This is a genomic window from Granulicella sp. L46 (genome assembly GCF_009765785.1).
In the GTDB taxonomy this organism is placed as follows: domain Bacteria; phylum Acidobacteriota; class Terriglobia; order Terriglobales; family Acidobacteriaceae; genus Granulicella.
This window is the reverse complement of the sequence record NZ_LMUT01000018.1, coordinates 118127-136698: the sequence shown is the minus strand read 5'-3', so window position 1 is coordinate 136698 and position 18572 is coordinate 118127. Positions and strand designations below refer to the sequence as shown.

The 18572-nt window shown below is 59.7% G+C and carries 17 protein-coding genes; 5 read left to right on the top strand and 12 right to left on the bottom strand.

Going from position 1 to position 18572, the window contains the following annotated elements; genetic code table 11:
* Positions 1 to 6 precede the first annotated feature (6 nt).
* Together GSQ80_RS19360 and recA are read right to left on the bottom strand one after the other, a co-directional pair.
* Positions 7 to 1200: an alpha-galactosidase gene (locus GSQ80_RS19360; protein WP_216850462.1), complete on the bottom strand. Its 1194-nt coding sequence runs from the start codon at positions 1198 to 1200 to the stop codon at positions 7 to 9.
* 79 nt (positions 1201 to 1279) lie between these two features.
* Positions 1280 to 2353 (bottom strand): recombinase RecA, encoded by a 1074-nt coding sequence (recA, locus tag GSQ80_RS19355; RefSeq protein WP_158789303.1) that lies wholly within the window; start codon positions 2351 to 2353, stop codon positions 1280 to 1282.
* A gap of 156 nt (positions 2354 to 2509) precedes the next feature.
* Here recA and GSQ80_RS19350 point away from each other — a divergent pair, with 156 nt between their 5' ends.
* Entirely contained in the window at positions 2510 to 3226 is a 717-nt protein-coding gene (locus GSQ80_RS19350) for a queuosine precursor transporter (protein ID WP_158789302.1), read from the top strand.
* A gap of 3 nt (positions 3227 to 3229) precedes the next feature.
* On the opposite strand, the gene GSQ80_RS19345 is transcribed toward GSQ80_RS19350, so the two are convergent.
* Entirely contained in the window at positions 3230 to 4807 is a 1578-nt protein-coding gene (locus GSQ80_RS19345; RefSeq protein WP_158789301.1) for an FAD-dependent thymidylate synthase, read from the bottom strand.
* Between the two features lie 140 nt (positions 4808 to 4947).
* Between GSQ80_RS19345 and fabG the strand changes: the two genes are divergently transcribed.
* Both fabG and GSQ80_RS19335 read left to right on the top strand, forming a co-directional pair.
* A complete protein-coding gene (fabG, locus tag GSQ80_RS19340) occupies positions 4948 to 5694 on the top strand; it encodes a 3-oxoacyl-[acyl-carrier-protein] reductase (protein WP_158789300.1) in 747 nt (248 codons plus the stop codon).
* Between the two features lie 130 nt (positions 5695 to 5824).
* Positions 5825 to 6238 (top strand): helix-turn-helix transcriptional regulator, encoded by a 414-nt coding sequence (locus GSQ80_RS19335; protein WP_158789299.1) that lies wholly within the window; start codon positions 5825 to 5827, stop codon positions 6236 to 6238.
* 76 nt (positions 6239 to 6314) lie between these two features.
* On the opposite strand, the gene GSQ80_RS19330 is transcribed toward GSQ80_RS19335, so the two are convergent.
* The 5 genes from GSQ80_RS19330 to GSQ80_RS19310 form a co-directional block, all read right to left on the bottom strand.
* The gene (locus GSQ80_RS19330; RefSeq protein ID WP_254059785.1) at positions 6315 to 7124 is read right to left on the bottom strand and encodes a rhomboid family intramembrane serine protease; all 810 of its coding nucleotides are present in this window, start codon (positions 7122 to 7124) and stop codon (positions 6315 to 6317) included.
* A gap of 138 nt (positions 7125 to 7262) precedes the next feature.
* Positions 7263 to 7775 carry a hypothetical protein gene (locus GSQ80_RS19325; protein WP_158789298.1) on the bottom strand — a complete coding sequence of 171 codons (513 nt, stop codon included), beginning with the start codon at positions 7773 to 7775 and terminating at the stop codon, positions 7263 to 7265.
* A 96-nt stretch (positions 7776 to 7871) separates the two neighbouring features.
* On the bottom strand, positions 7872 to 8849 hold the full coding sequence (locus tag GSQ80_RS19320) for an MBL fold metallo-hydrolase (RefSeq protein ID WP_158789297.1): 978 nt from the start codon (positions 8847 to 8849) through the stop codon (positions 7872 to 7874).
* 158 nt (positions 8850 to 9007) lie between these two features.
* Positions 9008 to 9457 carry a MaoC family dehydratase gene (locus GSQ80_RS19315; RefSeq protein ID WP_158789296.1) on the bottom strand — a complete coding sequence of 150 codons (450 nt, stop codon included), beginning with the start codon at positions 9455 to 9457 and terminating at the stop codon, positions 9008 to 9010.
* A 16-nt stretch (positions 9458 to 9473) separates the two neighbouring features.
* Positions 9474 to 10331 (bottom strand): 3-hydroxybutyryl-CoA dehydrogenase, encoded by an 858-nt coding sequence (locus GSQ80_RS19310; RefSeq protein ID WP_158789295.1) that lies wholly within the window; start codon positions 10329 to 10331, stop codon positions 9474 to 9476.
* Positions 10332 to 10560: 229 nt separating this feature from the next.
* Here GSQ80_RS19310 and GSQ80_RS19305 point away from each other — a divergent pair, with 229 nt between their 5' ends.
* Complete coding sequence (locus GSQ80_RS19305; RefSeq protein ID WP_158789294.1) at positions 10561 to 11442, top strand: site-specific DNA-methyltransferase; 882 nt, start codon at positions 10561 to 10563, stop codon at positions 11440 to 11442.
* Positions 11443 to 11471: 29 nt separating this feature from the next.
* Here GSQ80_RS19305 and GSQ80_RS19300 read toward each other — a convergent pair whose 3' ends face one another.
* Positions 11472 to 13145: a protease pro-enzyme activation domain-containing protein gene (locus GSQ80_RS19300; RefSeq protein ID WP_158789293.1), complete on the bottom strand. Its 1674-nt coding sequence runs from the start codon at positions 13143 to 13145 to the stop codon at positions 11472 to 11474.
* Between the two features lie 276 nt (positions 13146 to 13421).
* Here GSQ80_RS19300 and GSQ80_RS19295 point away from each other — a divergent pair, with 276 nt between their 5' ends.
* On the top strand, positions 13422 to 14291 hold the full coding sequence (locus tag GSQ80_RS19295; RefSeq protein ID WP_158789292.1) for an ADP-polyphosphate phosphotransferase: 870 nt from the start codon (positions 13422 to 13424) through the stop codon (positions 14289 to 14291).
* A 41-nt stretch (positions 14292 to 14332) separates the two neighbouring features.
* Here the strand turns inward: GSQ80_RS19295 and GSQ80_RS19290 are convergent, their stop codons facing one another.
* Genes GSQ80_RS19290 through hydA form a run of 3 tightly spaced genes read right to left on the bottom strand, consistent with a single transcriptional unit; the run spans position 14333 to position 18568 of the window.
* Positions 14333 to 15700, bottom strand: coding sequence for an aspartate aminotransferase family protein (locus GSQ80_RS19290; protein ID WP_158789291.1), 1368 nt, complete (start codon positions 15698 to 15700; stop codon positions 14333 to 14335).
* Positions 15690 to 17156, bottom strand: a complete 1467-nt coding sequence (locus GSQ80_RS19285) for an NCS1 family nucleobase:cation symporter-1 (RefSeq protein WP_254059784.1) — start codon at positions 17154 to 17156, stop codon at positions 15690 to 15692. The genes GSQ80_RS19290 and GSQ80_RS19285 overlap by 11 nt, the downstream gene beginning before the upstream one ends.
* Positions 17153 to 18568, bottom strand: a complete 1416-nt coding sequence (gene hydA / locus GSQ80_RS19280; RefSeq protein ID WP_158789290.1) for a dihydropyrimidinase — start codon at positions 18566 to 18568, stop codon at positions 17153 to 17155. Before hydA ends, GSQ80_RS19285 begins: the two co-directional genes overlap by 4 nt.
* Between the last annotated feature and the right edge of the window lie 4 nt (positions 18569 to 18572).

The window sequence follows — 18572 nt, the reverse complement described above, 5'->3', positions numbered from 1 at the left end:
CTGGTGCTATGGAGTGATCCGCACCATGACCGCTGCGTTGGCCGGCACGTCGGCCGAGAAGCTCCCCGTCTGCCGCGCGAGGTCCTTATGCGCCCACAAATCGTGCACGTTGGCAGGCAGCGTCGCAGGATACCCGATGTCGCGCCAATCCGCGGCAATCATTGCAGACTTGTCCCCGCGATTGAGCAGCACTACCGCCCGACCACCATCCGCAAGCTGCTTGGACCAGACCTCGAGGCCCCCATCCTTATGCACGCGATGCCCCTGGATGCCCATCGGATCCTGATCGATCGCGATCACATCCTTGTTCAGCAGAATTCCGCCGATCTCTGGCGTCATGTGCGCCATGTCGTTGCCCGCGATTAGCGGCGCGGCGAACAGCGCCCACATGCTGAAGTGCGCGCGATACTCTGCCGTCGTCATGCCGCCATTCCCCACCTCGAGCATGTCGGCGTCATTCCAATGGCCGGGACCTGCATAGCTATAGATCGGATCCATTAGGTCGATGATCTGCAGAACGCCGTTGCCGCCCCACTTCTTCTTGCAGTCCCAGCAGTCCTGGATGTCGCCCGTGGCGCGCCACATATTTCCAACCGGACCAGCCCACAGCCATGGTTTGGTCGACCCCCACTCACAAATATTGAAGACAATCGGCCTCCCAGTCGCAGCAAGAGCATCGCGCATCAAGGTGTAGGAGGCCTCGCTGCTTTGCCCGGGCAGCGTGTTGCACCAATCTTCTTTGAGGTAGTCGACGCCCCAGTTCGCATACTGCCGCGCGTCCTGATACTCGTGGCCCATGCTACCCGGCCGACCCGCGCAGGTCTTCGTTCCCGCATCCGTGTAGATACCGAACTTCAATCCTTTGCCGTGAACGTAATCGGCGAGCGCCTTGATGCCGGAAGGATATTTCTGCGGGTCGGCGAGGATGTTGCCCGCAGCGTCGCGCCCCACCTGCCAGCAGTCATCGATGACGATGAACTCATAACCCGCGGTCTTCATGCCGCTGGAAACCATGGCATCAGCCTGGGCACGCACGACCGTCTCGTTGACATCCTTGCAGGCGAACTTGTTCCAGCTGTTCCAACCCATCGGCGGCGTGCGGGCAACGCCATTGTCCAAGCCACGCGCGGGAGCAGAGGCAAACAAGCCGCCGCCGAGCACAAGACACAACAAGGTAAAACAAGTCAGGGTACGGTTCATGGAAGTCTCCGGGACCCCAACATCTTACCAAGCCTGCGCCTGCGCGCGCCGGCTGCCTTCCGCTATGCAGCGTCGACTCTTAGCCGCGCTTACCCTTCACCGCAGCGACCGCGAGCTCTGGACCAGCCTCTGGAACCTCCGGGATATCCGCATCGGTCAGCGCCTTGATGCCGAGCTTCTTACGCAGCTCCGTATCGATGCGCGCGAAGGTGTCCTTGTTTTCCTTGAGGAAGCCGCGCACGTTTTCGCGTCCCTGCCCGATGCGCTCACCCTGGTAGCTGTACCACGCGCCAGACTTATCGACGATATTATTGGCCACCGCGAGGTCGAGCGTGTCACCTTCACGCGAGATGCCTTCGCCATAGAGAATGTCGAACTCTGCATCGCGGAACGGCGCCGCCACCTTGTTCTTGACGATCTTCACCTTGGTCCGCGAGCCGACGACAACGTCGCCTTCCTTCACAGCGCCGATACGGCGAATGTCGATACGCATCGAAGAATAGAACTTCAGCGCCTTGCCCCCAGTGGTCGTCTCCGGATTGCCGAACATCACGCCAATCTTCTCGCGAATCTGGTTGATGAAGATCAGGCACGTGCGCGACTTTGACACCGTCCCGGTGAGCTTGCGGAGCGCCTGTGACATCAGGCGAGCTTGCAGCCCCATGTGCGAATCGCCCATTTCGCCGTCGAGCTCGGCCTTCGGTACCAGCGCCGCAACTGAGTCGACCACCAGCACGTCGATCGCACCAGAGCGAACAAGCGCCTCAACGATCTCAAGCGCCTGCTCGCCGTAGTCGGGCTGCGAGATCAGCAGGTTGTCGATATCCACGCCCAGCTTCTTTGCATAGGCGGGGTCGAGCGCATGCTCTGCATCCACGAACGCTGCGAGGCCGCCGGCCTTCTGCGCCTCGGCAATGATCTGCAACGTGATGGTAGTCTTGCCCGAGCTTTCCGGCCCGAAGATCTCGATCACGCGCCCACGCGGTACACCACCCACCCCTAGCGCTGCGTCAAACGAGATCGAACCCGTCGAAATCACCGCGATGGGACCAATGGCTTCCTTCGCGCCAAGGCGCATCACCGACCCTTTGCCGAATTGCTTTTCCAGTTGCGAAAGGGCGGTTTCAATTGCCTTGCTGCGGTCATCAGCCACGATATCGGTCTCCTAAGTGGGTCTTACTGAATTCGAATCATTAGATTTATCTAATGTCTGATCCTAGCACCGCCAGTCGCCAAAAAGCAAAAGAAAAGCGAAAATCTCTGTGGACATTTCGGGCACTTTCCCATCTTGGTACGGTAGGCTCTCTTCATGCGCCGATTTCGCTATCTAGATGCTTTAACAACCACCTTCGTGGTCATTCTTCTGGTCTCGAACCTCGTGGCGCAAAAGGTCGTGCGGATACCGCTCTTCACACTTCATGGCTACCAACTCGCCTTCTCCACCTCGGGCGCCATGCTGCTCTTCCCCATCACCTACATCTTCGGTGACATCTTCACCGAGATCTACGGTTACGCCGCCTCGCGCCGCGCCATCTGGCTGGGATTCTTCGGCACAGCTCTGCTTTATGCCGTCTCGGCAATCGTGATCGCCCTGCCCTCCGATCCGGAGTTCAAGCATCAGCAGGCATTCGTCACGGTCTTCGGCATCCTGCCGCGCATCTTGATCGCGAGCCTGACCGCCTTCTGGGCCGGAGAGTTCGCCAACTCCTACACCATGGCCAAGCTCAAGCTGATTACGAAAGGCCGCTGGCTGTGGACGCGGACGGTCGGCTCAACGGTGGTGGGCCAGGCAGTGGACACCACGCTGGTCATCATCATCACTTTCGCCGGCACCTTCACCCCGGGCAAGATCTTCCAAATTATCTGGCAGGGCTACCTGCTGAAGGTCGCCTACGAAGTGCTCGCAACGCCGCTGACCTACCTCGTAGTCAATTGGCTAAAGCGCGCCGAGCACGTCGACACGTTCGACACGCATACCAACTTCAATCCGTTCGCCGTTGGGCAGACAGGAACCTCCGCAGACTGAGCCTCACCTCTTCAGCAGATCCGCAGGCACGTTCACGTCTTCGATGCGGAACAAGCCAGCCAGCGCGGGATGCCGCACGGCGATGGCGCGATACATCTCCCAGGCCACGCGGCGGTAGCTGAAGTGCCCTGCAACGGTGGAGCGCAGCTCCGAAATATAGAGCGCCTCGGCGAAGTCCATCTTGAACATGGAGCGGCAGCGCGTGCTCAACGGCAGCAGATACTGCGCGGCTTGTGCGCCCTCATGCGCGCTGCTATCGCGTAGCGCTCGGTAGGCGCTGAAGGCGGACTCCATGGCAGCTTTATAAGCGACCTCGAGGCCTGCCTCGGCAAGCGTCGGCTGGCCCGGGCATATCGGCTCGTCGTAGCCATGCACGTCCGAGAAATCCTGGATGAGTTGCACGCAGCGGCGATGCCGATGCATATCGCGGAAGCCACCAATGTCCATCAGGATGTCGAAGCGAAATCCGTGGCCGGAGTGGAAGGCGCGCAGCAGCTCGTCGAACTTCCCGCGGTGCGCGGTGCCAATCTTGAGCAGCTCATTCCGCCGCACCTCACCCAGCGCGCCCACCGCTCCGCGCAGCTGGCGATACGAGTAATGGCAGTTCGGGTAGAGCAGCGAAGTTACCAGCTCGACCTCGAGATGCTCTTCGTCGTCGAGCAGATCCACAATTGGTGCTGGGTAGATGTCCGCGCCCTTCATCAGCTCCACGGCAGCCTGCGCAAGCTCCTTGCGGCTGGCGATCTGATATTCGTTGGGCTCGGCATGCTTCAGCAACGTGGGAGCCGTGCGCACCGGCGGCATCAGTTCGTTGAGAATCTGGGCCGTTGCCTCAGCATTGACTACACCCTCGCCCGCGAGTTCCTCCAGCTTGTCACGCAGCACGTTCCAGGCGGGCTGGATGGCGGCGTTGCGCAGCCTTTCGCCGAGCTCGCGAATCTCGGCGAAAGGACTTGAGAGCAGCCGCGACACCTGCGTTTCGAGCGTACGCGCATTCACGATCTGGCCCAGCGAGGTATTGGTCGCGAGCGGCAGCAGGTAGCGCGCCGCATCGAAGGCCCGAGCCTTCAGCGTGCGCGCGTAAGCATCTTCCTTCATCTCACCGGGGCGAGGAACCACTCCCTTGAGCGCCTCGAACATACCGGCGCTGAGATCGTTATACGCAGCAAACAGTGCCTCGATCGCGCGTGTGTAATCAGCCCGGTGATGGCTGTCGATGTGCGGCGTGTACCAGCCGGAGCGGCGGAAGTCCTGGTAGCGCGTCGAGCGCTCCTGCCCGTCCCAGCGGGCCTCGTCCACCAGCGCGATGGCCGCCAGAAGGCTCAGCTTCTCGACGGCAAAGGGAATGTGCGCCAGGTCGGCGATCGAGCGATGTCCATACTGGAAGTAGAAGGTGTTGAGAAACTGCTCCGCCTTCTGCGAGCTGATCTCGGTGAGCGACTCGCGCATGGTCAGCGCCGATCGCGAGTACTTGGCCATGGCATAGGCGAGGACCTCGGGCTCGGCTCCGTGGATAGCGTAAACTTCGGTTGTATTCTCAGAGGGCTTGTGGTCAGCTGCGTGCTTCTGGTTGTCGCTCATAACTCGCACAAGAATATCGCGCGAGCCTGTGATTCGGTGTGACGGCGAACGATCTGGTTCGCCTTTATCTTCCTGTCGTAAATCGGCGGACCGTGGGAAACTAGAGGCGAAGCTAAAGCAGTCTGAGGTCGGAGAAAATCTTGAACCATTTATCTGGAAGAATTGCCTTGATTACCGGAGCATCGCAGGGCATCGGCCGCGCCTGCGCCCTCGAACTCGCCAAGTCCGGCGCAACCGTCGCCCTCGCCGCACGATCTGCCGACAAGCTCGAAGCCGTGGCTACCGAGATCACCGCTGCCGGCGGCGCCGCCCGCACCTACGCGCTCGACGTCTCCAGCGAGGAATCCATCAAGGCCTGCGCCAAGTCCGTTCTCGCCGACCTCGGCAAGGTCGACATCCTGGTCAACAACGCCGGCATCACCAAGGACGGCCTCGCCCTGCGCATGAAGCTCGCCGACTTCGACGACGTCCTGCGCACCAACCTTACCGGCGCCTTCCTGCTCACCCAGGCCGTTATTTCGTCGATGATGAAAGGTCGTTGGGGACGAGTCATCAACATCACCTCCGTGGTGGGAGAGATAGGCTCGCCTGGCCAGGCCAACTATGCCGCATCGAAGGCCGGCATGATCGGCCTCACCAAGTCGCTGGCACGCGAGTTCGCCAGCCGCAACATCACCATCAACGCCGTCGCTCCGGGCTTCATCCAGACCGCCATGACCGACGTTCTGCCCGAAACCCATAAAGCGACCATCCTCAGCGAGATTCCCCTGGGGCGGTATGGCAGCGATGCCGACATCGCCGCCGCAGTCGCTTTCCTGGCCAGCGACGCTGCCGGCTACATCACCGGCCACACCCTGGATGTAAATGGCGGCATGTACATGGGATAGGGTATAGAGACCATTGGGCTACCACTGGTTGTTAGTTCCGTGTCGGGCACGAATCTTGATTGGTACAAGTGCGGCAATATTGTGCACTTAGCGCTTGCCACGCTCACTTGGTATAGTTACTTTACCGTCAATGGCAAATATGCAAACAGTAACGTTGGAAGAGCAGTTCGCTGCATCCGAGCCGACTCCGATCAATATCGGGGCTACCATCCGCGACTTCCGCCTGCAGCGCGGTATGTCGCAAGGGGACATTGAGAAGCGCACAGGGCTGTTGCGTTGTTACCTCTCCAGGGTGGAGAACGGGCACACGGTTCCCTCCCTCGAAACGCTCCAGAAGATCGCAGGATCGCTCGATATGCCGCTCAGCCAGTTCTTCTCTGAAGACCCGGTCAAAGAGACCTACGGCGTCACGCTGAGCGAAGACGAGATCCGCTTCCTCACCCAGATTCAGCGCTACTCCGCGAATCTCAACGAGAGCGATCGCAAGCTTCTCCTCGCCATGGTGCGTAAGTTCGCTGCTACCGCTACTGTTTCGATCAGCTAAAGAGAAACTTCACTGTTCGCGAAAAGCCAGGCTAACCCGCCTGGCTTTTTTCAGCTTGCGGGACGTTCATCGCGATCTAGGATCTGCCGTGAGCGAAGTTCGAAAGCGCATAGCCGAAGAGACAAAGCAGCAGGGTCGCGAACACAAACGTCACGGTCTGTCGTGCCCGATAGCTCGCCCTGCCCGAGTTCATGCGCGGAAACAGTGGCAACCCGAGTGCCAGGCCGCTGAGAAACCCACCCACGTGCGCCGTGTTGTCGATCCGCGGCAGCATGTTCAGATCCAGGTGCACCAGCTTCAGTTGACCTGGCGACGCCATCCCCAGCATGTTCGGTGTCATGCCAATCACCAGGTTGGCGACCGCAAAGAAGATCACCTGGCGACGCAGGCTTTTCAACTCCTCCCACGGCACCTGGAGCTTGCGGTTGGATAACAGCACAATCAAGATCCCCGCGATGCCGAACACTGCCCCCGAGGCGCCGGCCACGAGAGCCACCTGTCCCGACGCGATGCTCCATGCATAAGAGAACATCATCCCGGTTGTTCCTGTGAGAAGGTAAACCGCAATCAATCCGCGCTTGCCTAGCAGTGGCTCCCCAAAGAGCCCAAGGTTCCAAAGGCACCACATATTGAGCGCGATGTGGAGAATCGTTACGTGTACAAACGCGCCCGTAACCAGTCTCCACCACTGCCCTGCCTGGATCAGGGGCGACGCACTGGCTCCAAACCGAATCATGGTATCAACATCGAACGGCGCCGTAAGGATGCTCCCCCACGCGTGCTGATGGATCAGCCCCATCACCGGCCCGAACGGGAACATCATCGCAAACACCGCGAGGTTGATGCCCATCAGCAGATAGGTTGCGGGGTATCTCCACAGCGGCACGCGCGTTCTCGATCTGCGGCGCACAGAGAGCTCAGCTGCTTCCATCCGCAAAGCACCGCTCGGGGAACCATCTGTCAGCGATGAAGGGGGAGCATCCGTCTGGGAAGAGTTGGTCACAATGTCGGGCTTCGTTCTAGCTCAAACCGTCTGCTTGCGCAGGCGCTCACGCAGTTCCGGCGAGATGCGCTCGCGAAACAGGGCTGCGACCATGCTCGGAATCGGTGTCGTAATCGTAACCAGCGTCCACAACATCATGGAAATCAGTACGCCGACGATGGCCAGCGCTTCCAGGCTGATCGATATGCTGCTGGGAATCCTCAACAGCGAGGGGATGCCTTGGTCATGGAGATGAAGGTGCTGCACGTTGTTGATGTGGCTGATCGCCTCCACCCGGTGCATTACCATCGCGGCCAGCAGAAACGCGGCAAACGAAAGCGTTGTGATCGCCAGCAGCATCACGTCCCAGGTGCGATGGACCCTCTGGCGCTTGCGGCAGTGAGCGCAGTTGTACAGATGCGCCTCATAGTCCACCCGCAGATCCGGCGAGATTCCGGAGATATCGTACCGCCATCCCGACAAAATCGCCCCCACAACCGGATCGTTGCAGGCTTCTTGACCAGATTCGCGAGCGTGGGAATTTTGTGTAGCCATGAATCTATGGATGCTCCAACTATCCTAGTCGATTCTGCGCCTGTGCGAAAATCGGTACCAACGATCGCACACTATACGCCTCCGAACCTTACGCCGTCAGAGGCAGATTGGCTCCAGCGGGCTGTCCTGCACCGCCAAAACGACCCGATTGCCCAGCAAAGTCATCCGTCCGCCAATTGCCTGCTCAGCGGCCAGCTTCGCCAGCTCCGGCAGGTTGTTCTGCTCCGACAGGTGTCCAAGGACGATCGTGTGCGCGCCGCCGTCGTAATCGCGCAGCAGAAACTCCGCGCAGGCCGCGTTGGATAAGTGCCCGACCCGACTCAGCACCCGCTGTTTCACACTCCACGGATAGGGGCCGTCCTTCAGCATCTCGAGGTCGTGGTTGGACTCCAGGAGCAGCACATCCACCCCCCGCAGCGCCATCTTCACGTTTGGCGGCACATAGCCGAGGTCAGTGGCAATAGCCATCCGAATCGACTCTGACCGCGCATGGAAGACAAATCCGCAGGGATCGGCCGCATCATGCGGAATGGTGAAGGGGTTGACGTCAATCTCGCCAATCGAAAATCCGTGCCCGGCGCGGAAGTACTCCACGGCCGGCAGAAACGCGGGATCGGCCTTCACCTTCGGACTCTCGGCTTCGGCGACTGCACAGGGCTCGGCAGCCTCGGCCTCCATAGGATCATCCGCGGCATCCGGGTCGATCTCGGTCATAAGCGCCGTGTGCGCGGGAGCATGGTCGGCGCGCGCCTCTTTCTCCCGCTGCACGGTGTCCAGCCACTTCGCATAGGTCATCGTGGTCCGCGGCGTCAGCATCCGCACCCACGCCCTGTGCGTCCCTTCGGTAAAGAACACTGGAATCTTCAGTCGCCGTGCCAGCACCGACAGCCCCGCCACGTGATCCAAATGCTCATGCGTGATGAGAATCGCGTCCAGATCCTCGGGATCCTCGCCTACCTGCGCCATCCGCTTCATCAGCTCGCGGCACGACATCCCCGCATCCACAAGGATCCGCGTCGAGCCCGCGGCGATTACCGTCGCATTGCCCTTCGACCCCGATGCCAGCACCGTCATCCGCACTACTTAAAAATACGCCCCCAGCCTGTGACTAAATCGCCCGGGAACCAGCGGGAGTTCTCGAGAAGGTTCTCAGTTCTTAGTTGTCAGTTCTCCGGAAAAGCAACGACGATCCGCCCCCGGGAAACTGAGAACTGACGACTAAGAACTGAGCACTACGCCCTTAAGGGCGCAATGAAGTTCACCACCGACCGCATCACCAGTTCGTCGCGCTGGTTGAACACCAGCGTCACCGACTTCACCACCCCAATCTCAGGCCGCGAAGTCGACCGCCGCGCCGACAGGATCTCAGTCTCCGTCCGCAGCCAGTCCCCCGGCCGCACCGGCTGGGTAAACTTGATCTCATCCACACCAGCGCCAATCATCCCACCCGCCACGTGCATCGACTCCACGCGTAGCCTCATCGTGATCGCCGCCGTCATCCAGCCAGACGCCGCCAGCCCCTTGAAGAACGTCTTCTCGGCAGCCGCTTCGTCCAGGTGAAACGGCTGCGGATCGTACTTCGCCGCAAATTGCTTGATCTCCTCCGCCGTCACCTCGTAGCTGCGAATGGAGCGAATCTTCATCCCCGGCTGCAAATCCTCAAAATACAACTCGTCCGCCAAGCGTTCCTCCCCAAAATTATTGGTACTGATAAAAGCCGCGCCCCGACTTCCGTCCCAGCCAGCCAGCGTCCACCATCCGCACCAGCAGAGGGCACGGCCGGTACTTCGGGTCGCCGATCCCGTCTTCCAGCACCCGCATAATGTCCAGGCAAACATCCAGCCCAATAAAATCCGCCAGCGTCAGCGGCCCCATGGGATGCGCCATCCCTAGGCGAAAGATCTCGTCGATAGCCTCAGCGGTCGCTACGCCCTCCATCACCGCAAAGATTGCCTCGTTGATCATCGGCATCAGCACGCGGTTGCTCACAAACCCGGCAGCATCATTCACCTCCACCGGCGTTTTTCCAGCCGACAGCGCCAGCTCGCGAACGGTCGCAAACGTCGCGTCCGACGTCTGCAGCCCCCGAATCACCTCCACCAGCGCCATCACCGGCACCGGGTTGAAGAAGTGCATCCCGATCACCTGCGCAGCTCTTCCCGTGCCCGCTGCCAGCTTGGTGATCGAGATCGACGAGGTATTCGTCGCCAGGATCGCCTCCGGCCCCAGCAGCTCGTCGAGCTCGCGAAAGATCTCCTGCTTCACCACCAGCCGCTCCGTCGCGGCCTCGATCACCAGCGTGCAACCACTCAAATCCTGCGGCCGATGCACCGGGCGAATCCGCGCAAAGATCTTCGGCGCCTCAGCCGGATCGATCTTCCCTTTGGCGGCCTCGCGGTCAAGATTCGTGCGAATCGTCGCCAGCCCTTTCTCCATCGCCCGCTCGCTCATCTCATACAGCGATACATCGAACCCCGCACGCGCGAACACATGCGCAATGCCGTTCCCCATCGTTCCCGCGCCCACCACTCCCAGCCGATGCTCCGTCACGCCCATACAACATCTCCCTCAACCGCCAAACTTACGCACCCTCCACTATACGTCCGCGGACCACAACTCAAGACTCGCCACTCACCGCAGCAAGAATCGAAGGGGCATGAGTTCAGTCGTGCCATAAAACAAGACCGCCCGCTTGGGCTTTAGCCCCTGAGGTCCCCACTATGTGCGTCCAACTCGTCCGCTGCTCAAACGCAAACGAGTTTAGACTTGTCTCCGGAGCCACGCCTTGCCCAGCACGTCCCTTCGCATCCTTCAAGACGACAACCTCACCGCCCTGCGCGCGCTCCCCAACGCCAGCGTCGAGCTCATCTATATCGACCCGCCCTTCAATACCGGCGTCACCCAAAAACGTACCCGCATCCGCACCGTTCGCGACGCCGACGGTGACCGCACCGGCTTCGGCGGCAACCGTTACCGCACCGAAACGCTAGCCTCCGCGCCCATCTACGCCGACATCTTCGATGACTACCTCGCCTTCCTCCGCCCGCGCATGATCGAGGCCCACCGCGTCCTCGCCCCCACCGGCTCTCTCTTCTTTCACATCGACCCGCGCGAGGTCCACTACTGCAAAGTCATGCTCGACGAAGTTTTCGCCCAAGCTGGTGGTGCAGGCCGCGCCTGCTTCCAGAACGAAATCATATGGGCCTACGACTACGGCGCGCGCGCCACGAAGCGCTGGCCTGCCAAGCACGACAACATCCTCTGGTACACCAAGGATCCCAAGCACTACACCTTCCACCTCGACGCCTCCGACCGTATCCCCTACATGGCGCCCGGCCTGGTCGGCGCTGAGAAAGCAGCCCGCGGCAAAACCCCCACCGACGTCTGGTGGCACACCATCGTTCCAACCAACGGCAAGGAAAAAACGGGCTACCCCACGCAAAAACCTCTGGGAATTTTAGAGCGCATCGTCCGCGTCCACAGCAATCCCGGCGACACCGTCCTCGACTTCTTCGCCGGCTCCGGCACCACCGGCGAAGCTGCGCTACGCAACGGCCGCAACGCCATCCTGATCGATCAAAATCCCGAAGCCTGCGCCGTCATTCGTAAGCGCCTCGCGAAGTTCGACCCTGCTCCCTCGCCAAACAAGCAACGGCCCGGACAATAACCGGGCCGCCGCTCACATCGTACCGTCTACTAGGGTGCCAGCGCCGCCAGCAGTCCAGCGTTCGGACTTCCCCATCCAGTTACCAGGTCGTACCCCGTAACAGCCGAGTAGCTTCCAGACTTCCCGCTAGAAATATCGTGGAAGTCCGTGTCATACACCGACGTCACATTCTGCGCATAGATGGTCGGATTGATAAACCCGATCGTCCCTTTGCCCTGGCTAGCCAGCTGCTGATTCACCAGCGCGATATATGCCGCCCACATCGGAGCCGCGAAGCTCGTGCCGCCGTATTCGTTGGCCTGGCAAGCCTTCTGGTCCGCGCAGGTATAGAACGTGAAGTTCGCGTTCGCCGACACATCCGGCCCATTGCGATACGTCGTCGATCCCTTGTTGCTCGAATTGATCACGCCCGACAACTTCTGCCACGACGGAACCGCGATTTTATCCGGCGAGATGCCGCCACCGCTGTCCGCCCAGGCCGTCTCCGACTTCCACGGGCCAGCCGCGCTAGCCGTGATCAAGTCCGTTCCGCCGACAGAAACAACATAGTCATCGTCCGCAGGCCAGGCCTCGTTCCTCTTCGACCACGTTGAACTATCGCCCGATGCCGCAAAGAAGTTCTGACCCTGCGCCGCCATCTTTTCGAAGTAAGGATCCAGCGTCGAAGGGTCAGCCGGCGTCCATCCCCACGAGCAGCCGATGGTCGTCGGCAGTGGGCTATGCGTCGTCATCGCTCCAATGATGGCCGTGTCCGTCGACCCCACATACATCACCAGGCTCGACAGCCCCGGTGCCATACCCAGCGCCTGCGTCATGTCCAGCGTCTGCTCCGTATCGTCGCAGTCACCGCCAGCCCTCGTGTACACGCACGACGTGCTGGTTCCGTCAGTCGAGATCACCGACACCGGCACGTTGTTCGTCTGCTTCACGTTCTTGTAGTAGGTCGTAAGATCCGCAAGATCTGTTCCCTCGAACTCGAACAACCCAAGGTTCTGTCCCGCGCCAGTGAGCGATCCTGTGCCGTAATACGCAGCGCGCATATCGCTCCCGAGGAACGAAGCCGACGGCCCCGATCCGGTCGTCGCATGCGACACCACATCCTTCACATCCATCCCATGCGCCGCGGCATAATCGCTGCGGCTCTCCAGCAGCCGGTGTGGAATGGAGTAGTTATCCAGTCCCGAAATATGCCACAACTCAAACGGCAGATCGGTCGTAGGCTCGTTGTCCGGAGCATAAAATTCCCGGCTCTCCGCCGGATGCTGATACGTCGCCATGTGCACGTGGAACGCGCTCTCCACCGCGGAAACCGGTCCCCTTACCTGGACATCCATCGCATCGCGAGAGCCACCCGTTACCGTGAATCCGTTGCTAACCGCAAACTGCACCACGGCGTCATACTGCGCCTGGCTCGGGCCGAACTTTGCAGTAAACTCGGTCGGCGTCAAAAACTTGTGAAACAACGAGCTGCTCGGGTCGTACACGTCACTCAAAAAGCTCTTCAGGCCCGTTGGATCGCTCAACGGCAATACCAGGTTCAGATTCATGATCTGGCCCGAGGCAAGCCGTCCAACAGGCTGCGCCTCCCCGCTCGAAACCGCTTCCCGGACATGCCGCGTCCTCACTGACTGCGCCTGTGCCCTGACCGCAAGTATCGACACGCCTAAAGCAAGCGTGAGAAATAGAATTCCCGATCTACGCATGGTGGATTTCTCCTATCGTGGATTAGTCATATTCTTTTGTGGTTGGAACTGCGGTCAATCATGTTCCGCTAACTAAAGACTGTCAACAACTTATTCGATTACCTTGGGATGTATCCGCGAATGACAAGCGCATCGAACTCCGCACCAAACCCTAGAACGTGCGACGCTAAAGTACATCAAAAGAATTGCAATCCTGATCCGTAGAGACCAAAGGTCGCTCAGATCAGACGGGCGAATTCTCCAATAGTCAAAACACCTAATCACCTCAAGGAAACCATGACGATCGACTCCGACAAATTCCGAGTGCATCCCGATACCAACATCAAACTCACCAAGACACCAACGAAGATCGAACCCTTCTACAAATCCAAAAAGAAGTACCACGCCGTTCTCGGCGAACAGACAGCTGCGCTCAGCGATCAACAGGAACTCCTCTACGGCTCCGACCGCTATGCGCTCCTACTCATCTTTCAGGGCATGGATGCATCCGGCAAGGATGGCGCCATCCGCCACGTCATGAGCGGTATCAACCCGCAGGGTTGCGACGTTTCAAGCTTCAAGCAGCCCAGCGCCGCCGAGCTCGAGCACGATTTTCTATGGCGCACCTACCTCCGGCTTCCCGAACGCGGCCGCATCGGCATCTTCAACCGTTCTTATTACGAGGAGGTGCTCGTCGTCCGTGTCCACCCCGAGATCCTTAAATCCGAAGGTCTTTCCGAAGAGTTGAGCAACGACAAGAACATCTGGAAAGACCGCTATCGCTCCATCGTCGACATGGAGCGCCACCTCTACAACAACGGCACGCGCACGATTAAATTCTTCCTGCATCTCTCCAAGGAAGAGCAGCGCCAGCGCTTCCTCGCGCGCATCGACGACACAAAAAAGAACTGGAAGTTCAGCATCTCCGACATGAAAGAGCGCCAGTACTGGGATCAGTACACGGATGCCTTCGAAGATTGCCTCAACGCCACCAGCACCGAGCACGCCCCGTGGTACGTAGTCCCGGCCGACGACAAGAACAATGCGCGGCTCATCATCTCCAGCATCGTCCTCGACACCATCAAGAGCCTCAAGCTCTCATTCCCCAAGGCCACACCAAAACACCGCGCCGAGCTCCTCGCCCTGCGCAAGCACCTCAAGAAATAGGCACGGCCTGGGACGCGATCCGCATCCCAGGCCCGCACTTCCTAATCGGCCAGCTCATCCGCAAGGTGCAGCCACTTATCCAGCGTCGCAATTCCGCGCTCGATCTCTTCCTTCTCCACGATCAGCGGCGGCGCAATCACAAAGTGACTCACCCACGCCTGAATGATCACCCCATCGGCCAGCGTCTTCGCCGCAATCTGATCGACCAGCAGCGGTTTGCCCGAGACCTTATCCGTATACGTGTTGAACGGCTCCTTGGTCGTCTGATTCTTCACCAGGTCGACCGCCCAGAACAGCCCTTTTCCGCGCACATCGCCGACGCTCTTATGCTTGGCTTTCAACGCCTGCAGTTTCTCCGCAACAAACGGCTCCAGCTCCTTCGCACGCTCCACGAGCTTCAGCCGCTTCATCTCGTTGATCGTCGCCACGGCCGGCCCCAGCGTCATCGGATGCGCCTCATATGTGTGCCCATGGGCAAAGTAATGATCCTGAAAGAAGTCGCCAATCTTCTCACTGGTCGCACACAATCCCAAAGGCACATACGCCGACGTAATCCCCTTCGCGGTCGTCAGAATATCCGGTGTCACGCCCCAAAGGTTCATCGCGAACCACTCACCCGCGCGTCCCCATCCGCTCATCACCTCGTCGGCAATCAGCAGTACACCCGTCTCGTCGCAAACTTTGCGCAGCTTCGGCATGTACTCTTCAGGCGGCACAATCACGCCGTTGGTCCCGACGATCGGCTCCACCAACACCGCCGCCACATCGCTCTCATTGCGAATCATGTGCTCGAGATAATCCACGCAAGCAACGCCGCACTCTGGATAGGTATGCTTGATCGGACACTTGTAGCAGTGCACCTCCGGTCCAAAAATAATTCCCGGCCCCTTGCCGCGCGGCTCCATCGCCCAACGCCGCGGATCACCCGTCGCCGCAATCGCTCCTGCCGTCGACCCGTGATAACTCCGATAGCGCGCAATCACCTTCGTCTTGCCCGTATACATCCGCGCAATCTTGAACGCCGCCTCATTCGCGTCCGTGCCCGAAGTCGTAAAGAAGAATTTGTTCAACCCCTTCGGCAGCACTTCAAGCAGCAGCTTGCTCAACTCCGCGCGCGCCGTCGTTGCATAGCCAGGCATCGCATAGGCCAGATTCTCCGCCTGCTTCTTGATTGACTCAATCACCGCCGCATTTTTATGCCCCAGGTTCATGCACATCAGCTGCGACGAGAAATCCAAATACTTTTTCCCATTCGCATCGGTGATGTAGCAACCTTCCGCATCGACGATGTGCATAGGGTTCCAACCCTTCTGGAACCTCCACGTGCCATAGTTCGTCTCCCGCGTAATCTGCACCACCTCATCGGAGGTTAGCGCCGCGCCCTTCTCCAACACATCGCTAGGACTCATATCTCAAACCTTCCGCTTCCGCCAACGCCGTGCGATGGCCAATCATCATCAAGTAATAGATTGCTCCCGAAAGGAAGAATCCGACAAACCATGCGTAGTCATAAAGAAACGCCACGCGCGGCACGAACTTACCCACCAGCGCTGCGAGCACGCCCAGCACCAGCGCAACAATCGCCGCTGGATTCAATCCATTCCTGTACTCGTATATCCCGCCCCGCCGGTAGAGCGAGTACGTATCCAGCCGCGTCCCGCGAATCAAAAAGTAATCCGTCACCATAATTCCCGCCACCGGCCCCAGCAGTCCGGAGTACCCCACCAACCACCCAAACACATAACTCCCAAACGTCGCCATCAGCTTCCATGGCATCATCGCAAGCCCTAGGAAACCGGTGATCATCCCGCCCGTACGAAAGCTGATCAATTTCGGCGCGAGGTTCGAAAAATCATTCGAAGGCGAAACCACGTTCGCCGCGATGTTCACATTCATCGTCGCGATCAGCAGCCCCACCAGCCCGAGAAACGCAATCCAGGGCTCATGAAATCGTCCCAGCAGTGTGACCGGATTCCATATCGGCTCACCGAACACCACCGTCGATGCCGATGTAACAGCAATCCCAATAAACGAGTACAGCGCCATGGCCACCGGCAGCCCAATTGCCTGCCCCACAATCTGCGATTCCTGCTTCTTCGCATACCGCGTGAAGTCCGGAATGTTCAAGCTAAGCGTAGCCCAGTACCCCACCATCGCCGTTAGCGAAGGAAAGAAAAACTTCAGAAATCCATGCATAGTCGTGAACTTGCTCGGCGTCGAAAGCATCGGCCCAAAGCCGCCGGCCTTGTGCAGCATGAAGCCAAGCAGCGCCAATCCGAGTACCAGCATCAGCGGCGCCGAAAAGCTCTGTAGGAAGCGTATGGACTCCACACCGCGCCACACCACCACCATGTTCAGCGCCCAGAATCCCAGGAAGCAAACCCACGTCACGCTCGGCATCTGCGCAGTCGCAGGCCACAGCACCGCGACCATAGCGGCAATCGCCTGCCCGCCAATCCATGTCTGAATCCCAAACCACCCGCACGCCACAATCGCCCTCAGCATCGCCGGAATATTCGCCCCCACCGGCCCGAAGCTCGCCCGCACAAACACCGGAAACGGAATCCCATACTTCGCGCCCGCATGCGCATTCAGCAGCATCGGCACCAGCACAATTAGATTTCCCAGCAGGATCGTCCCCACAGCCTGCTTCCAGTTCATGCCGCCGGCAATCAAGCTCGCCGCCAGCATGTACGTCGTCACTTCCATCGACATCGAAAACCAAAGTGCAACGTAGTTGTACGTCCCCCACGTGCGCTGCGCCGGCATCGTCGGCGCAAGATCATCGTTGTACAGCCGCGCGTCCGGTGCATACTCTTCCGCAAACTCGTCGCTGTCCATCGTGACGTTCGCCAACGGCCTCAACCCATCCCTCCACCATTGGCTTCACGCTTCACGAACCGTCCGCGTCCCGTCGCTCCCAAAAACTTGCCCGGCTGCGCAACGTTGTCGACCACCAGTTCGCCGCGCGACCACACCTTCGCTGCATTCCCCTTCACCCTCCACCCCTCAAACATCGAGTAGTCCGTCGCCATGCACTGCGTCTCCGCCGAAATCGTGTACTCCGCCGTCGGATCCCACAGCAGAATATCCGCGTCCAACCCCTCGGCAATCCGGCCCTTATGCCGCTCCATGCCAAAAATCTTCGCAGGATTCGTCGCCATCAACGCGACAAATCTCTCCGGCGAAATCTTCCCCGCATTCACGCCGAAGTGCCAAAGAATTTGCAGCCGATTCTCGACGCCCGGCCCGCCATTCGGAATCTTGCGAAAGTCTCCACGCCCCAACTCCTTCTGATCCGCAAACCGAAACGGACAATGATCGGTCGACACCACCGCAAGCGATCCGTCCGCCAGCGCCTCCCACAACGGCTCCTGATTCCACTTCTCGCGCAGCGGTGGCGTGAACACATACTTCGCCTCCTCCCAGCTCTCGCCCGGCATCTGGTCCTCAATCGACAGCACCAAATATTGAATGCAAGTCTCGGCCAGTGCCTTCGCGCCACGCCCCTGCATGAACTTCAACGCCGCCAGCGAATCCTCATTCGACAGGTGCACGATGTACACCGACGCCCCTGCCATATCCGCCAACGCAATCGCGCGATGCGTAGCCTCCGCCTCAGCCTTCGGGCTCCGCGACAGCGCGTGATAGTGCGGCTCCGTCTTTCCCTCCGCAATCATCTGCGCCACCACCACATCGATCGCGCTGCCATTCTCCGCATGCACGCAGCACAGAGCGTTCAGCGCTGCAGCCTTCTGCATCACTTTGAACATCAGCCCGTCGTCAATCATCAACACGCCCGGGTACGCCATGAACAACTTGAAACTCGAAATGCCCTCGGCGACCATCTCTTCCATCTCGCGCAATCCGTGCGCCCCATCGCCCGGCCCCAAATCCGTCACGGCCATGTGCAGCGAGTAATCCACGCAAGCCTTTCCGCGCGACTTCGCCCGCCACACATCGAACGCCTCGCGCATGGTGTGACCCTGGCTCTGCAGCGCGAAGTCAATCAACATCGTCGTCCCACCCACCGCCGCCGCCTGCGTGCCGGTGGTGTAATCGTCCGCCGACGTCGTCCCACCAAACGGCATATCCAGATGTGTATGCGCATCGATCCCGCCGGGCATCACCAGCAGCCCCGTCGCGTCCACCACGTCGTGGCCGCTCTCATTAATCCCCACCCCCACGCGCGCAATCATCTCGCCAGACACCAGCACATCCAGCTTCCTGGACTCCGTTGCGCTCACCACCGTTCCATTCTTGATCAGGATTCCCATAGCC

Bases quoted from the DNA above. Each gene is read 5' to 3' on its own strand.
- GSQ80_RS19360 (WP_216850462.1), bottom strand. From the start codon at position 1,200: ATGAACCGTACCCTGACTTGTTTTACCTTGTTGTGTCTTGTGCTCGGC.
- GSQ80_RS19350 (WP_158789302.1), top strand. From the start codon at position 2,510: ATGCGCCGATTTCGCTATCTAGATGCTTTAACAACCACCTTCGTGGTC.
- GSQ80_RS19345 (WP_158789301.1), bottom strand. From the start codon at position 4,807: ATGAGCGACAACCAGAAGCACGCAGCTGACCACAAGCCCTCTGAGAAT.
- GSQ80_RS19335 (WP_158789299.1), top strand. From the start codon at position 5,825: ATGGCAAATATGCAAACAGTAACGTTGGAAGAGCAGTTCGCTGCATCC.
- GSQ80_RS19325 (WP_158789298.1), bottom strand. From the start codon at position 7,775: ATGGCTACACAAAATTCCCACGCTCGCGAATCTGGTCAAGAAGCCTGC.
- GSQ80_RS19320 (WP_158789297.1), bottom strand. From the start codon at position 8,849: ATGACGGTGCTGGCATCGGGGTCGAAGGGCAATGCGACGGTAATCGCC.
- GSQ80_RS19310 (WP_158789295.1), bottom strand. From the start codon at position 10,331: ATGGGCGTGACGGAGCATCGGCTGGGAGTGGTGGGCGCGGGAACGATG.
- GSQ80_RS19300 (WP_158789293.1), bottom strand. From the start codon at position 13,145: ATGCGTAGATCGGGAATTCTATTTCTCACGCTTGCTTTAGGCGTGTCG.
- GSQ80_RS19295 (WP_158789292.1), top strand. From the start codon at position 13,422: ATGACGATCGACTCCGACAAATTCCGAGTGCATCCCGATACCAACATC.
- GSQ80_RS19290 (WP_158789291.1), bottom strand. From the start codon at position 15,700: ATGAGTCCTAGCGATGTGTTGGAGAAGGGCGCGGCGCTAACCTCCGAT.
- hydA (WP_158789290.1), bottom strand. From the start codon at position 18,568: ATGGGAATCCTGATCAAGAATGGAACGGTGGTGAGCGCAACGGAGTCC.